13 protein-coding genes, 1 tRNA gene and 1 riboswitch are annotated in these 15536 nt (G+C 69.7%); of the genes, 10 read left to right on the top strand and 4 right to left on the bottom strand.

Translation table 11 applies throughout. The annotated features are described in order from the left end of the window. The first annotated feature begins 93 nt into the window (after nucleotides 1-93). From OG251_RS15475 to OG251_RS15440, 8 genes are all read left to right on the top strand, one after another. The gene (locus tag OG251_RS15475) at nucleotides 94-1056 is read left to right on the top strand and encodes a transglycosylase family protein (RefSeq protein ID WP_326677728.1); all 963 of its coding nucleotides are present in this window, start codon (nucleotides 94-96) and stop codon (nucleotides 1054-1056) included. 289 nt (nucleotides 1057-1345) lie between these two features. Then, nucleotides 1346-1526, top strand: a riboswitch (cyclic di-AMP (ydaO/yuaA leader). A 3-nt stretch (nucleotides 1527-1529) separates the two neighbouring features. After that, the gene (locus tag OG251_RS15470) at nucleotides 1530-2261 is read left to right on the top strand and encodes a transglycosylase family protein (protein ID WP_326677727.1); all 732 of its coding nucleotides are present in this window, start codon (nucleotides 1530-1532) and stop codon (nucleotides 2259-2261) included. A gap of 318 nt (nucleotides 2262-2579) precedes the next feature. Beyond that, nucleotides 2580-3860 carry a phosphopyruvate hydratase gene (gene eno, locus OG251_RS15465; protein WP_266805980.1) on the top strand — a complete coding sequence of 427 codons (1281 nt, stop codon included), beginning with the start codon at nucleotides 2580-2582 and terminating at the stop codon, nucleotides 3858-3860. 125 nt (nucleotides 3861-3985) lie between these two features. Continuing rightward, nucleotides 3986-4456, top strand: a complete 471-nt coding sequence (locus OG251_RS15460) for an FtsB family cell division protein (RefSeq protein WP_326677726.1) — start codon at nucleotides 3986-3988, stop codon at nucleotides 4454-4456. 107 nt (nucleotides 4457-4563) lie between these two features. Beyond that, a complete protein-coding gene (locus OG251_RS15455; RefSeq protein WP_326677725.1) occupies nucleotides 4564-5121 on the top strand; it encodes a DUF501 domain-containing protein in 558 nt (185 codons plus the stop codon). After that, nucleotides 5118-6071, top strand: a complete 954-nt coding sequence (locus OG251_RS15450; protein WP_326677724.1) for a Ppx/GppA phosphatase family protein — start codon at nucleotides 5118-5120, stop codon at nucleotides 6069-6071. The genes OG251_RS15455 and OG251_RS15450 overlap by 4 nt, the downstream gene beginning before the upstream one ends. A gap of 449 nt (nucleotides 6072-6520) precedes the next feature. Further along, nucleotides 6521-7912 (top strand): NAD(P)/FAD-dependent oxidoreductase, encoded by a 1392-nt coding sequence (locus OG251_RS15445; protein WP_326677723.1) that lies wholly within the window; start codon nucleotides 6521-6523, stop codon nucleotides 7910-7912. 458 nt (nucleotides 7913-8370) lie between these two features. Continuing rightward, nucleotides 8371-9675: a cyclopropane-fatty-acyl-phospholipid synthase family protein gene (locus tag OG251_RS15440; RefSeq protein ID WP_326677722.1), complete on the top strand. Its 1305-nt coding sequence runs from the start codon at nucleotides 8371-8373 to the stop codon at nucleotides 9673-9675. Between the two features lie 96 nt (nucleotides 9676-9771). Here OG251_RS15440 and OG251_RS15435 read toward each other — a convergent pair whose 3' ends face one another. Together OG251_RS15435 and OG251_RS15430 are read right to left on the bottom strand one after the other, a co-directional pair. Beyond that, nucleotides 9772-12300 (bottom strand): ABC transporter permease, encoded by a 2529-nt coding sequence (locus tag OG251_RS15435; RefSeq protein ID WP_326677721.1) that lies wholly within the window; start codon nucleotides 12298-12300, stop codon nucleotides 9772-9774. A 55-nt stretch (nucleotides 12301-12355) separates the two neighbouring features. After that, nucleotides 12356-13126 (bottom strand): ABC transporter ATP-binding protein, encoded by a 771-nt coding sequence (locus tag OG251_RS15430; protein WP_326677720.1) that lies wholly within the window; start codon nucleotides 13124-13126, stop codon nucleotides 12356-12358. Nucleotides 13127-13627: 501 nt separating this feature from the next. Between OG251_RS15430 and OG251_RS15425 the strand changes: the two genes are divergently transcribed. Next, a tRNA-Leu gene (locus tag OG251_RS15425) sits at nucleotides 13628-13710 on the top strand. Between the two features lie 101 nt (nucleotides 13711-13811). Next, nucleotides 13812-15068: a tyrosine-type recombinase/integrase gene (locus OG251_RS15420; RefSeq protein WP_326677719.1), complete on the top strand. Its 1257-nt coding sequence runs from the start codon at nucleotides 13812-13814 to the stop codon at nucleotides 15066-15068. On the opposite strand, the gene OG251_RS15415 is transcribed toward OG251_RS15420, so the two are convergent. Both OG251_RS15415 and OG251_RS15410 read right to left on the bottom strand, forming a co-directional pair. Then, a complete protein-coding gene (locus tag OG251_RS15415) occupies nucleotides 15069-15221 on the bottom strand; it encodes a hypothetical protein (RefSeq protein WP_326677718.1) in 153 nt (50 codons plus the stop codon). A gap of 125 nt (nucleotides 15222-15346) precedes the next feature. Beyond that, nucleotides 15347-15535 (bottom strand): hypothetical protein, encoded by a 189-nt coding sequence (locus OG251_RS15410; RefSeq protein ID WP_326677717.1) that lies wholly within the window; start codon nucleotides 15533-15535, stop codon nucleotides 15347-15349. Nucleotide 15536: the final 1 nt, after the last annotated feature.

Below are 15536 nucleotides of genomic sequence, written 5' to 3'. Positions count from 1 at the left end.
CCGCTAGGTTCACCGTTCGACGCATCAGTCGGGCGTCGGATGACTCGTCAACCACTCAGTACCCACTCGTCAGTCGCACGGAAGGCAAACCCCATGGGCTCCGCGAACGGCAGACACCGTCGCCCTCGCCAGGCACCCGCCATCGTCGTCGCCGCGGGCGTGACGGGATCGGCCATCGCGATTCCGCTGCTCGGCGCGACCGGCGCACACGCCGCCGACGCCTCGACCTGGGACCGGGTCGCGGAGTGCGAGAGCGGCGGCATGTGGAGTGCCGACCTCGGCAACGGTTTCTACGGCGGGCTCCAGTTCTCGCAGGACACCTGGTCGGCGTACGGCGGCACGGCGTTCGCGCCCCGGGCCGACCTCGCCAGTCGTTCGCAGCAGATCTCCGTCGCGGAGAAGGTCCTGGACGACCAGGGCCCGAAGGCGTGGCCCAGCTGTGCGGTGATCTCCGGACTCGCGGTGGACGGTGCCCTGCCGGGCGTCGACCCGGGCGGCACGCCGTCCGCCGACCCCTCGGACGCGGCGACCCCGCCGGCCGACGGCGGTGCGGACGATGGCAAGGAAGGCGCGGCGGGCGACACGCCCGGCGAGGCCGCCGACCCCTCGACCACCCCTTCCACCCCGGACGGGACCCCTTCCCCGACGAAGCCCAAGGGTTCCGCGAAGCCCGAGGACTCCTCGGCACCCGAGGACTCCGCGGCGCCTGACGCCTCGAAGGACACCGACCGCAGTGGTGGCAAGCACCGGGGCACACCCGCTCCCGAGGGGAGCCGGGCGGCGGACGGTGACGACGGGCGCGAGTCCGGCCGGCACGCCTCCCGCGGCGACGGCGAGGGGCGCGACGGCGGGGCGGAGCGGGCCGACGGCGACTACACCGTCCGGCCGGGCGACAGTCTCTGGGCGATTGCTGACGCACAGAAACTCTCCGGCGGATGGACCGCGCTGTACGAGGCGAACAAGGACGCACTCGGCTCGGACCCGGACCTGATCCTGCCCGGCCAGAACCTGGATCTGGACCTCGGCAAGCACTCCGAGGACGCCGCTGCCAACTGATCGCATGCGGAAAACACCCCGAAAACCGGGGTAGTTCAGGGGCCTATGTCCACTTATGCGTAAGTGAGACATGGGTCTCTTTGCTTCAACTGGCGTGTCTCGTCCGCCGGATCCGTCCGCATTGCCCCCGACCTGCGGAAACGTCACTTCAGTGAGGTCAAGTAAGGGGCGATTGACCGGTATGTCCATCTTTGAATGTAGGGGTTGCCTGTGTTTACGGTCGGAACCGCTCGCACCGCGGGCCCCGTCGACCGTCACGCCGAATCCTGCCGTCGGTCGAAGGGAACAGACGCGTAAAGCGCCGTAGGCAGGAGCGGGGGACCCAGGTAAGTGCCGGGCCCGGTCGTCTCGTCCCGTACGAGAGTGATCAGGACCGGCTTGGGGTGAAGTCGCGTGCTAGGACGTGCGACCGGGCAACTCACTTGGCCCGAACCCGACAGCTCACCTCGTAGGCGTCGGTGAGGAGAAGTTCCATGCTGCTTCACAGCAAGGGCAAGCACCGCCGCCCGTCCAAGGTCGTCCGTGTCGCCACGCTCGCCGGTGTCGCCGGTGCCGCTGTCGCCGTCCCGCTGATGGGTGCGACCGGCGCCTCCGCCGCCTCCGTCTCCACGTGGGACGCCGTCGCCCAGTGCGAGTCCGGTGGCAACTGGTCCATCAACACCGGCAACGGCTACTACGGCGGTCTGCAGTTCTCGCAGTCCAGCTGGGCCGCCGCCGGCGGTACGCAGTACGCCGCCCGTGCCGACCTGGCCTCCAAGTCCCAGCAGATCGCCACCGCCGAGAAGCTTCTCGACATGCAGGGTCCCGGCGCCTGGGCCTGTGCCGGTGCCGGCAACCTGAGCAACGACGGTGTGGACCCGGGCGTCGACACCGGCTCCGGCCAGAGCGAGGCCAAGCAGCAGCAGGCCCAGCCGAAGCAGCAGGCTCAGCCGAAGCAGCAGGAGCGCAAGGCCGAGCAGCCCGCCTCGCGCAGCGAGCAGCGCACCGCCCCGAAGGCCGAGACCCCGAAGACCGTCACGACCCCGACCGGCCAGAAGGTCGCCAAGGGTGACGGCGAGTACAAGGTGAAGTCCGGCGACACCCTGAGCAAGATCGCTCACAAGGAAGGCGTCAAGGGCGGCTGGCAGAAGGTGTTCAAGCTCAACGGCGACATCGTCAAGGACGCCGACCTGATCTTCCCGGGTCAGCAGCTCCACCTGAAGTAGTCCGGCACACGGCTTCTCCTCCCCTGAGGCGGGTGTCCGGCGGCATCCTCCTCGGCCGGTTCCCCGGCCCGGCGCACTCTCCCCCGTGCGCGCCGGGCCGGGGTTCTTGCGCGGTGGCCCGGGCCGCAATCGTTCAACCCTTGTAGTTACCAGTCAGTAAATTTCTGGACCTTCGTCCTGTATTGCACGGCCTTGGGTCCTTTTTCGTCCCAGGAGACGGGCGGTCGGCCGCCCGATCGGGCCGGGCCGGTTAGGCTCGTGTCGCAAGGCCGTAGTGACCCTGCACCACCAGCGTCATATCCCAGAAGGAGATGCCTCGTGCCGTCCATCGACGTCGTCGTAGCCAGGGAAATCCTCGACTCCCGGGGAAACCCCACGGTCGAGGTCGAGGTTGGCCTCGACGACGGCAGCACGGGACGTGCTGCTGTTCCGTCCGGCGCCTCCACCGGTGCGTTCGAGGCCATTGAGCTTCGCGACGGAGACCCCAACCGCTACCAGGGCAAGGGCGTCGAGAAGGCGGTCCTCGCCGTCATCGAGCAGATCGGCCCGGAGCTCGTCGGTTACGACGCCACCGAGCAGCGCCTCATCGACCAGGCGATGTTCGACCTGGACGCCACCGAGAACAAGGCGTCGCTCGGCGCCAACGCCATCCTCGGCGTCTCGCTGGCCGTCGCCCACGCCGCGTCCGAGGCGTCCGACCTGCCGCTCTTCCGCTACCTCGGCGGCCCGAACGCGCACCTGCTGCCCGTTCCGATGATGAACATCCTGAACGGCGGCTCGCACGCCGACTCCAACGTGGACATCCAGGAGTTCATGATCGCCCCGATCGGCGCGGAGTCCTTCTCCGAGGCCCTGCGCTGGGGCGCGGAGATCTACCACACGCTGAAGAAGGTCCTGAAGACCAAGGGCCTGTCCACCGGACTCGGCGACGAGGGCGGCTTCGCCCCGAACCTGGAGTCCAACCGCGCCGCCCTGGACCTCATCGTCGAGGCCATCAAGGAGGCCGGTTACGTCCCCGGCCGCGACATCGGGCTCGCGCTCGACGTCGCCGCGTCGGAGTTCTACAAGGACGGCAAGTACGAGTTCGAGGGCAAGTCCCGCTCGGCCGCCGAGATGACCGAGTACTACGAGGAGCTCGTCTCCGCGTACCCGCTGGTCTCCATCGAGGACCCGCTGTACGAGGACGACTGGGCCGGCTGGAAGGTCATCACCGACAAGCTCGGCGCCAAGGTGCAGATCGTCGGCGACGACCTCTTCGTCACCAACCCGGAGCGCCTGGCCCGCGGCATCGAGGAGGGCTCCGCGAACGCCCTGCTCGTCAAGGTCAACCAGATCGGTTCGCTGACCGAGACCCTGGACGCCGTCGAGCTGGCCCAGCGCAACGGCTTCAAGTGCATGATGTCGCACCGTTCCGGTGAGACCGAGGACGTCACCATCGCCGACCTCGCCGTCGCCGTGAACTGCGGTCAGATCAAGACCGGCGCCCCGGCCCGCTCGGACCGTGTCGCCAAGTACAACCAGCTGCTGCGCATCGAGGAGATCCTCGACGACGCCGCGGTGTACGCGGGCCGCTCGGCGTTCCCGCGCTTCAAGGGCTGACACCCCGGCACCCGGGGGCCGGTCACCGGCCCTTCGGGGGTTCGAGGCACCAGCCTCCGTCCGTCCCCGCACTCGGTCCCGTACCGTGTGCGGGGACGGACGTGCGTAATGGGGAGGCGGGAGACATGGCCGGGAAGGACCGCGACCGGTTCTCCACCGCGACCAGGCTGCGACTGCTCGGCGAGCAGACCGCGGCCCGCGTCTACCGGTCCCAGAACCGCCGCCAGGCGCACCGCTCCCGGCTCACCGGCCGGGCCGCGTTCCTGGCCCTGATCGTCTGCTCCCTGGTGGTCGCGCTCGCGTACCCCATGCGGCAGTACGTCTCCCAGCGCGACGAGATCGCCGATCAGGAGCGGCTGTCCCAGGAGGCGGGCCGGCGGACCGAGGAACTGCGCGACGAGAAGGCGCGGCTCCAGGACGACGCGTACATCAGGCGACTGGCCCGGGAGCACCTCCATTACGTACTCCCCGGCGAGACCGGCTACACGGTGGCCGATCCCGACGCGGCCGAGGACCGCCGCGGAGAGCCGGGCGCGGCGGACCGCCCCTGGCACTCGAACCTCTGGGACGGCGTGGACACCGCCGACCGCGACTGACCCGTCTCCGGGCCGCGGTTTCCGAGCGGCGGCTTCGAGCGGCACCCTTGAGCAGCACCTTTTGAGCAGCATCTTTCGAGCAAACGTCGAGCAGAACCTAGGCAGGCATGGAAACGCCCCCTCCGCAGACCGAGTCCACCACGCCCACCGACGCGGACATCGCCGCGTTCGAGCAGCAGCTCGGCCGCCCGCCGCGCGGGCTGCGGGCCATCGCGCACCGTTGCCCGTGCGGCAATCCGGACGTGGTCGAGACGCAGCCCCGTCTGGAGGACGGCACGCCGTTCCCGACGACGTACTACCTGACCTGTCCGCGTGCGGCGTCGGCGATCGGGACGCTGGAGGCCAATGGGGTCATGAAGGAGATGACCGAGCGGCTCCGGTCCGACCCCGAGCTGGCCGCGGCCTACCGCGGGGCGCACGAGGACTACCTCGCCCGCCGTGACGCCATCGAGGTCCTGGAGGGCTTCCCGAGCGCGGGAGGCATGCCGGACCGGGTGAAGTGCCTGCACGTCCTGGTCGGTCACTCCCTGGCCGCGGGCCCCGGAGTGAACCCGCTCGGCGACGAGGCGATCGCGATGCTGCCCGAGTGGTGGGCGAAGGGCCCGTGCGTCACGCCGTGCGAGGCGCCCTCCAGCGCGCCGGCCGACGAGGGGGCGGGCCGGTGACCCGGGTCGCCGCCATCGACTGCGGGACCAACTCCATCCGGCTGCTCGTCGCCGACGCGGACCCCGCCACCGGCGAGATCGTCGAGCTCGACCGGCGGATGCAGATCGTCCGGCTCGGCCAGGGCGTCGACCGGACCGGCCGGCTCGCCCCCGAGGCGCTGGAGCGCACCTTCGCCGCCTGCCGCGAGTACGCGGCGGTGATCGAGGAGCTCGGCGCCGAACGCGTCCGCTTCGTCGCCACGTCCGCCTCCCGTGACGCCGAGAACAGCGGCGAGTTCGTCCGCGGCGTCCTGGACATCCTCGGCGTCGAGCCGGAGGTGATCAGCGGCGACCAGGAGGCCGAACTCTCCTTCCTCGGCGCCACCAAGGAACTGGCCGGCGGCGACCACCTCGCCAAGCCCTACCTCGTGGTCGACATCGGCGGCGGCTCCACCGAGTTCGTCGTCGGCGACGACGAGGTCCGTGCCGCCCGGTCCGTGGACATCGGCTGCGTACGGATGACGGAGCGCCATCTCGTACGCGACGGAGTCGTCGTCGACCCGCCCACCCACGGCGCGGTCACCGCGATCCGTGCGGACATCGACGCCGCGCTGGACCTCGCGCAGGAGACCGTCCCGATCGGTGAGGCCGCCACCCTCGTCGGCCTGGCCGGCACGGTCACCACGGTGGCCGCGATCGCGCTGGGGCTCACGGAGTACGACCCGGCGGCCATCCACCACTCCCGGATCTCCTTCGAGCAGGTCCAGGAGATCACCGGACGCCTGCTCTCCTCGACGCACGAGGAGCGCGCCGCGATCCCCGCGATGCACCCCGGCCGGGTCGACGTGATCACCTCCGGAGCGCTCGTCCTGCTCGCCGTGATGAAGCGGACCGGGGCTCAGGAGGTCGTCGTCAGCGAACACGACATCCTGGACGGCATCGCCTGGTCGGCGGCGTCGCACGCCGGCTGACACCACCTGTGCGCGGCCCGCGCTCACCGAGGGCTCAAACGCACCGTCGCCTGCACCTTTGAGCCGTCGACAGGCCCCCGCGGGCGGTCCGGAGGGCCCCTTCGGGGGCGCGCCGCGACGAAGTTCGTGAACTTCTTCACAAGGAATTCGGCCCCGTTGGGCGCAGTTCGGCGCCCAAGGGGCCGTGCGGGTCGCGCGGCGGGGCTCGCGGAGGGGGTGGGGGCGTGTTCCGGGCGTGTTGCGCGCGGATGAATCCGGGGGGTGGTTTGCCCGGCATCAAGGGCCAAGGGCCAGCTCACAAGCGGTGAACAACGTTCGCCACCGCCTGGTGGTTCCCCCGCGACATCATGACCTGGGTCACGTGGGCGGCGAAGTGTAGCAGAGGTGGCCCGATACCTTGTGAAGGGGCTCACGAGCACCCCCTCGGAGGGGGGTGGATACTCGATGGCATGAGCACCACGGAGCGTCCCAGGATCCTCGTTGTAGGCGGTGGGTACGTAGGCCTGTACGCAGCTCGACGCATTCTCAAGAAGATGCGCTACGGAGAGGCGACCGTCACGGTCGTCGACCCGCGCTCGTACATGACGTACCAGCCCTTCCTCCCCGAAGCTGCTGCCGGCAGCATCTCGCCTCGGCATGTCGTCGTCCCGCTGCGACGCGTGCTGCCCAAGGCCGAGGTCCTCACCGGCCGAGTCACGACCATTGACCAGGACCGCAAGGTCGCCACGGTCGCGCCGCTCGTCGGCGAGGCCTACGAGCTGCCCTTCGACTACCTCGTCATCGCGATGGGCGCGGTCTCGCGCACCTTCCCGATCCCCGGCCTCGCCGAGCAGGGCATCGGCATGAAGGGCATCGAGGAGTCCATCGGCCTGCGCAACCACGTCCTGGAGCAGCTGGACAAGGCTGACTCGACGACCGACGACGAGGTGCGCCGCAGGGCGCTCACGTTCGTCTTCGTGGGTGGCGGTTTCGCCGGCGCGGAGACCATCGGCGAGGTCGAGGACATGGCCCGCGACGCGTCGAAGTACTACACGAACGTGAAGCGCGAGGACATGCGCTTCATCCTCGTCGACGCCGCCGACAAGATCCTTCCCGAGGTCGGCCCGAAGCTGGGCGCCTACGGCAAGGAGCACCTTGAGGGCCGCGGCGTGGAGATCTACCTCTCCACCTCCATGGACTCCTGCGTCGACGGTCGCGTCGTGCTGAAGAACGGCCTTGAGGTCGACTCCAACACCATCGTGTGGACCGCCGGTGTGAAGCCGAACCCGGCGCTCGCGCGCTTCGGTCTGCCGCTCGGCCCGCGTGGCCACGTGGACACCTCCGAGAAGCTCCAGGTGCAGGGCACCGACTACATCTGGGCCGCGGGCGACAACGCCCAGGTTCCGGACCTGGTCGGCCGCAAGGCCGGCAACCCGAACGCCTGGTGCCCGCCCAACGCCCAGCACGCGCTGCGTCAGGCCAAGGTCCTCGGCGACAACGTCATCTCCGGTATGCGGGGCTTCCCGCAGAAGGAGTACAGCCACGCCAACAAGGGTGCGGTCGCCGGTCTCGGGCTGCACAAGGGCGTCGCGATGATCGTCATGGGCAAGGTGAAGATCAAGCTCAAGGGCCGTCTCGCCTGGTACATGCACCGCGGCTACCACGGCATGGCGATGCCGACCTGGAACCGTAAGATCCGGATCTTCGCCGACTGGACCCTGGCGATGTTCCTCAAGCGCGAGGTCGTCTCGCTCGGCGCCATGGAGACGCCGCGCGAGGAGTTCTACGAGGCCGCCAAGCCGGCTCCGGCTCCGGCCGCCGTGACCCAGGACGCCAAGGGCGAGAAGGCCAAGGCTTCCTAGCTCCGCCGGTTCCGGCCCGCCGGAACCTCCTGTACGACGCCCGAAGGGGCCGTCCGCCATCCGTGGTGCGGACGGCCCCTTCGGCGTATCCGCGCCCTCCGGTCCACCGGCGCGTTCTGGCGCCGTGCGCTCCCCGGCGCGACCGCGCGCTCCCGGCCCGTGTGCTCCCGGGGCGTGACCGTGCGCCCCGGCCCCGTGCGCTCCCGGCCCATCTCCGTGTGCCCCGGCCCCGTGCGCTCCCGGCCGTGCGGTCCTCGGCGGCGGTGGCCCGGAATCCCGGTGATACATGCCGGATACATGCGCTTTGCCGATCCATTGCCATGTAGCGGGATGGCATGCGGTCCGGAGACAGTTGACGCAGGTGTCCCGTCGCGGCGCCGAGGTGTCGTGGCGGGGTTATGGGCATGGTTATGCGAATTTTGGCATATTTGGGAAACACCACCACGGAGGTGTGCGCCATGGCAGACGCCGCATCGCGGCTGACCGCTCTCGCCGAAGAGTTGCTGGGAAAGCCCCTACCGGTCCGTATCCGGGCCTGGGACGGCAGCGAATCCGGACCGCCGGGTGCCCCCACCCTCGTGATCCGCCACCGCCGCGCCCTGCGCCGCCTGCTCTGGAAGCCGGGCGAACTGGGCCTGGCCCGTGCCTGGGTGGCCGGAGAGATCGATGTCGAAGGAAATCTGTACGAGGCCCTGGACCACCTCGCCGGGCTCCTCTGGGAACGCGGGTCCGACGAGAAGGACTCCGTACACCCGCTCCGCGACCCCGGGGTCAGGGCCTTCGCGCGGGGTCTCGTCGAACTGGCCGGCCCCTGGCCCCCGCCGGCCCCGCCGGCCGAGGAGGTCCGCCGCCGCACCGGCGCCATGCACACCAAGCGGCGCGACAAGAAGGCCATCAGCCACCACTACGACGTGGGCAACGATTTCTACGAACTGGTCCTCGGCCCCTCCATGGTCTACTCCTGCGCCTACTGGGAGGACGGCGGGAGCCTGGAGGACGCCCAGCGCGACAAGCTCGACCTGGTCTGCCGCAAGCTCGCGCTGAAGGAGGGCGACCGGCTTCTGGACGTCGGCTGCGGCTGGGGCTCCATGGCCATCCACGCGGCCCGTGAGTACGGCGCCCGCGTCACCGGAGTGACCCTCTCCATCGAACAGGCCGCCTACGCCAGGAAGCGCATCGCGGAGGAGGGCCTGACCGACCGGATCGAGATCCGGGTCCAGGACTACCGGGACGTCAGGGACGGCCCGTACGACGCCATCTCGTCGATCGGGATGGCCGAACACGTCGGCTCGGTCCGCTACCGCGAATACGCCGACGACCTCTACGCGCTCCTCAAGCCCGGCGGCCGGCTCCTCAACCACCAGATCGCCCGCCGACCCGAGAGGGACGAGGACGCCTACCGCATCGACGAGTTCATCGACGCGTACGTCTTCCCCGACGGCGAACTCGCCCCGGTGGGCCGGACCGTGGGCACCCTCGAAGAGGCCGGGTTCGAGGTCCGCGACGTCGAGGCCATCCGTGAGCACTACGCGCTCACCCTGCGCCGCTGGGTGGCCAACCTGGAGCAGCACTGGCAACAGGCGGTACGGGCCACCTCGCCCGGCCGGGCCAGGGTCTGGCGGCTGTACATGGCCGCCTCCGCGCTCTCCTTCGAGCACAACAAGATCGGGGTCAACCAGATCCTCGTGGTGCGCCCGACGGAGGGCGGCGGCGCCCGTATGCCGTTGCGCGCCCGCGCCTGGACGGCTTCGGCGACCGGCTGAGGCCCACGTACGGGACGTAAAAAAGGGGGGAGGGGCCGGTGACCGCGTGCGGCGGTCACCGGGCCCTCCCCTTGCCCCTCGGGCCCCCGGCGCGGGCTATTCGGTCTTGATCGCCGTCAGCATGTTCAGCTTCGCGGCGCTGCGGGCCGGCCACAGCGAGGCCAGCACGCCCACCAGCCCGGCGAGCACGAGGAAGAGCGCGAGGCGGTCCCACGGGATGACCAGGGCGTAGTCCGGGATCTCGGCGGCCAGGGTCTGACCGATCGCCCAGCCCAGGAACGTTCCGAGCACGACACCGATCACCGCGCCGAAGACCGAGATGACCACGGCCTCCAGGCGGATCATGCGCTTGACCCGGCGCTTGTCGAGGCCGATCGCCCGCAGCATGCCGATCTCCTGCTGACGCTCGAACACCGACATCGCCAGCGTGTTGATGACACCCAGCACCGCGATGATCAGGGCCATCGCCAGCAGTCCGTACATGATGTTCAGCGCGATGTTGACCATGCCGCCGAACATGTCCCGGATGTCCGCCCGGTCCTTGATGCTCATCGCCGGGTTGTCACCCAGCGCGTCCACCACGGACTTCTCGTTGGCCGCGGTGGCGCCGCCGTCCATCTTGAGCCAGATCTCGCGGATGTCCGCCTGCGGGGTGTGCGCGTTGACGATGTCCTTCGGCAGCAGGAAGGGCGAGAGGAAGTCGTTCTCCTCGTAGAGGGCGCCGATCTTCAGCTTCCCCTTCTTCTCGTCCTCGAACTTCACCGGGAGGGTGTCGCCGGTCTTCCAGCCGTTCGACTTCGCGGTCTTGCTGCCGACCGCGACCTCGCCGTCGTTCAGCGATCCCAGCGAGCCGGAGACCGTCTCCAGCGAGAAGACCTTCTCCACATCGCCGGGGGTCACTCCGGAGGCCGAGTGGTAGTCCTCGCCGACCCACAGGGAGAAGGACTGCTGCGGGGAGATCGCGGAGACCCCGTCGGCCTTCTCCAGGGCGCTGAGCGCCGACTGGTCCAGCATGCCGCCGCTGGCCATCGAGACCATGTAGTCGGCCTTGATGTTGTCCGTCGTCATCCGGTCGACCGCCTGGCCGAGGGTGACGCCGAGCACCGAGATCCCGGTGACGAGGGTCAGCCCGATCGCCAGGGCGGAGGCCGTGGCTCCGGTACGCCGCGGGTTACGGACCGCGTTCTGCGCGGCCAGCTTGCCGGAGACGCCGAACAGCTTCATCAGCAGCGGCCGCACCAGGGCGATCACCGGCCGCGACAGCAGCGGGATGAGCACGATGACGGCGATCAGGGCGAAGAAGGCACCGGCCGCGACGGTGTAGCGGCCGTTCGTGCCGGCCGCCGAGGCGCCCGCGACGATGGCCGCCGCGCCGATCAGGCCGAGGACTCCGCCGATCGAGTTCCGTACGACCAGGGACTTGGTGGTGGCCACCGCGTGCACACTGCTCATCGCCGCCACCGGCGCGATCTTCGCGGCGCGACGGGCGGGCAGCCAGGCGGCGAGCACGGTGATCACGATGCCGACGGTGAAGGCCGCGGCGACCGCGGTGGGGGAGACGACCAGCGGGCCGGCCGGGATCTTCCCGCCGAGCAGGCTCATCGCGGAGCGCAGACCGATGGCGAGGCCGAGACCGAGCACGAAGCCGATCACCGAGGCGATCGCGCCGACCACGGCCGCTTCGAGCAGGACGGAACGCTTCACCTGGCTGCGGGAGGCGCCGACCGCCCGCATCAGGGCCAGTTCCTTGGTGCGCTGGGCCACCAGCATGGTGAAGGTGTTGGCGATCAGGAAGACACCGACGAAGAGGGCGATGCCCGCGAAGGCGAGCAGCATCCCGTTGAGGGCCCCGAGGCCGTTCTCGATCTGCTCGGCCTGCTCGTCGGCGAGTGCGGCGCCGGTCTGGGCGGAGGCGTCCTTGGGCAGCAGCGGTTCCAGGGCGGACAGCAGCTTCTGGTCCGATGTGCCGGCCGCGGCGGTCACGGTGACGTCCTGGAAGACGCCGGGCTTGAGGTAGAGCTTCTGCGCGACCGTGGTGTCGAACAGGACCAGGCTGCCGCCCGCGTTGACCGCGCCGTCCTCGGTGGTGAAGACACCGGCGAGGGTGTACTCCTTCACCGGCCCGTTGGTGGCGACCCGCACCGGGTCTCCGACGCGGTACTTGCCCTTGCTCGCGGTGTCCTTGTCCAGGGCGATGGTGCCGGCCTTCACCGGGCCGGTGCCCTCGGTGAAGGTGTACGCGGCGTCCTTGCCGTCCTTGCCGGGGGCGAAGTTGCCGCCGGTGTTGGACCAGCCGTTGCCGATGAGCTTGCCGTCCGGGTCGGCGACCCCGGCGAAGCCGGAGACCCGGCCGGTGGCGCTCGCCACGCCGTCCAGGGCCTGGATCTTCTCCAGGGTGGCGTCGTCGATGCCTTGGGTCTTCTCGTCGCGCTGGTCGGCGTAGGTGGTGATGGCGACGGCGACGTTGTCGTAGCTCTTGGCCGACTGGTTGCGGAAGGCGTTGCCGAGGGTGTCGGTGAAGACCAGGGTGCCGGAGACGAAGGCTACGCCGAGCATGACGGCGAGCACGGTCATCAGCAGCCTGGCCTTGTGCGCGAGCACATTGCGCAGGGCGGTACGGAACATGTCTGTAGTCCTGGGATGGGTTCCGGAAGGGGGACGGGGGCGGCAGCCGGTTACGTCAGCTGGTGCGGCCCTTCGCGTCGAACGCCTTCATCCGGTCGAGGACCCCGTCCGCGGTGGGGTGCATCATCTGGTCGACGATCGCACCGTCCGCGAGGAAGATCACGCGGTCCGAGTAGGAGGCGGCCACCGGGTCGTGGGTCACCATCACCACGGTCTGGCCGAGCTCGCGCACCGAGTTGCGCAGGAAGCCGAGGACCTCGGCGCCGGAGCGGGAGTCCAGGTTTCCGGTGGGCTCGTCGCCGAAGATGATGTCGGGCTGCGAGGCCAGGGCGCGGGCCACCGCGACGCGCTGCTGCTGGCCGCCGGACAGCTCGGTCGGCCGGTGCTTCAGGCGCTCCGAGAGCCCGATCATGTCGATGACCTTCTGGAGCCACGCGGCGTCGGGCTTACGGCCCGCGATGTCCATCGGCAGGGTGATGTTCTCCAGCGCGGTCAGCGTCGGCAGCAGGTTGAACGCCTGGAAGATGAAGCCGATCTTGTCCCGGCGCAACTGCGTGAGCTGCTTGTCCTTGAGGGAACCGAGCTCCGTGTCACCGATGCGGACGGAGCCGCTGCTGAAGCTGTCGAGACCGGCCACGCAGTGCATCAGCGTGGACTTGCCGGAGCCCGAGGGGCCCATGATCGCGGTGAACTCGCCCTGCGGGAAGTCCACGGTGACCCGGTCCAGGGCGACCACCTGGGTCTCACCGTGGCCGTAGACCTTCGACAGCTCCGTGGCGCGGGCAGCCACCGCGGTGGCGCGGTGAACGGTGGAGGTGGTGGTCACAGGGACGCTCCTGATTCGGGTGATGCGGGGTTCCTACGGGGACTCCTCCATCGTCACGTCGGAATCACCGCCGGACGTCAGCCCCCGTGCCCGTTCCGGTGGCCCTCTTGAGTCGCATCGACGGGGTGGGGACGTCCTCCTGGGGTATGACACCGACCCTGAGCCCGGCCCCCGGGCGGGGCCTCGGACCGGGTGCGGGGGAGCGGCCGGGCCGGGCGAGGGAGCGGGCCGGGGCGGCTGTCGGTCCCGAGGGGTGGCGCGGCCCTGGCGGAGCATGGCGCGCACCTGGCGCATTGGGCCGTACGAGTGCGGCGACTTTCCGTCATTCCCGGGCGGCGGACTTCCTGCCCGACATCCCGTGCGGGCGTGTGGTCAGCCCGCCCAGGATGTGCTGACGACCCCTCAAACGGTCAATAAAATAAGACAACATCGAGCCACTGTTCCGCTGATCGGGGGACGTGCCCGGATAGGGTCATGTGCCAAAGCGGAGCCGCGCGCCACGCCCGGATGGTGGAACGCAGACACGGCGAGCTTAAACCTCGCTGCCCCTCGGGGGCGTGCCGGTTCGAGTCCGGCTCCGGGCACAATTTCCAAACCAGCTCTGACCTGCTGATATGCGGCTGGGTGATGATGAGCCTGCCGTGTTCTGGGAACACGTGGGGAACACGAGCCCTACTATGCCGCCATGGCATCCATCGTGAAGCGCAAAAACACGGCCGGGGCCGTTACCGGCTACCAAGTCAGATGGCGCGAGGGCGGCACCCGGGGAGCGCCTGGGCAGTCGGAGACCTTCGACGACGAGACCGCGGCTGCCATCTTCCGTGACGCGGTCAACGAGGCCGGACAGCACTGGCCGCCGGGGTGGGTCAAGGGCGAGGGCTACATCACCCAGGAGCGCCAGGACGAGGACCGCTACCGCTTCCGGAACTACGCCACCCGCATCATCGCCGAGCGGACCGGCATCGAGGAGCACTACCGCAAGGCGTGCCTGGGCGAGCTGGAAAAGTGGATCTTCCCCACCTTCGGCGAGTGCGACGTGCGTAGCGTCGAGCACTTCAGCAGCGACACAATCCGCCCCTGGGTGCGCCGACTTGAGACCACGCTGGTCCGCCGGGGCGGCATGCCGGACGGCTCCCCGAAGATGAAGCCGATGAGCCCCAAGACGATCCGCAACCTGCACGGCCTGCTGTCCGGCATCCTGCGTGAGGCGGTCCGCTCCGAGCCGCCGCTGCGGAACCGCAACCCTTGCGAGCTCACACGGCTGCCGCGGTCGGACGATGACGGGGCGGAGGACGGCGAGGACATCGAGTTCCTGACGCCCCAGGAGGTGGAGGGCCTCATCTCGTGCATGAACCAGCGCCAGGACCAACTGCTGTCCGTCGTGGCGTACGGCACGGGCATGCGGTGGGGAGAGCTGACGGCGCTGGCCCCGATGTGCGTCATCACGGAGGGCGGTCACAGGCGGATTCGCGTGCGGCGGGCCTGGAAGAAGGACGGAGACGGCGGGTACTACATCGGGAAGCCCAAGACGAAAAAGAGCCGACGGACCCTGCGCATCAGTACCACGGTGGACCAGGCCCTCATCGAGCTGGGCGACGGGCTGGGCCACGACGCGCTGCTGTTCGTCGGCGACCAGGGCCAGCGGCTGCACTACAGCACCTTCCACAACCGGTGGCAGCGCGCGGTCAAGCGGGCCAAGGCGGAGGGCCTCCTACCCCCGCAGAAGAACCCAACCCCCCACGACCTCCGCCACTCGCACGCCAGCGCCCTGATCTCCGCCGGCCACGGACTCACGTACGTGCAGCGACGGCTCGGCCACGAGTCCATCACCACCACCAATGACACCTACTCGCACCTCCTGCCGGAGGCGGACGACGACGCCATGCTGACCATCGAGACCGCTCTCACGGGGCAACGGCCCCAACTGCGCAAGGTGGGCTGATCACGGGACCGGGCTGTCCTTGCCGAGTACCTCCTCGATCCGGGCCAGCGCGATCTCCACCCTGAGCGCCTCCACCTGAATGCGCAGACCTCGGCCTAGCAGAAAGAGGCCGACGAGCCCCGCGACGATGAGGAGCCCAATTACCGTGATCATGTCGTGCCTTTCCCCGTTGGTTTGGTGCAACGGCCCGGCGGGCGCCATCCTCCGCCGGGCCGCCCCGGCCCCATGCGGGGCCGGTTGTGTTTCCTCGTTCCGTCACCCCGGGTACGGGGGAACGGTCAGCCCCAGCCCGGGTCCATGAGGGCGGACTCCGGCTGAGGCTCCGCGACCTGCACGCCCCACCCTGGGTCCGCCACGACGACTGTGCGGTCCGGCTGCGCCGCGCTGACGGCGGGGGCGGCCAGAGCCGGGAGGGCTGCGAGCAGCGCTACGGCTGCCGCGCGTCTGAGCGTGCGCGTGATGGACATG

The organism is Streptomyces sp. NBC_01237 (assembly GCF_035917275.1).
In the GTDB taxonomy this organism is placed as follows: Bacteria; Actinomycetota; Actinomycetes; order Streptomycetales; family Streptomycetaceae; genus Streptomyces.
The sequence above is the reverse complement of the archived record's forward strand: the minus strand, read 5'-3'. Positions and strand labels throughout refer to the sequence as shown.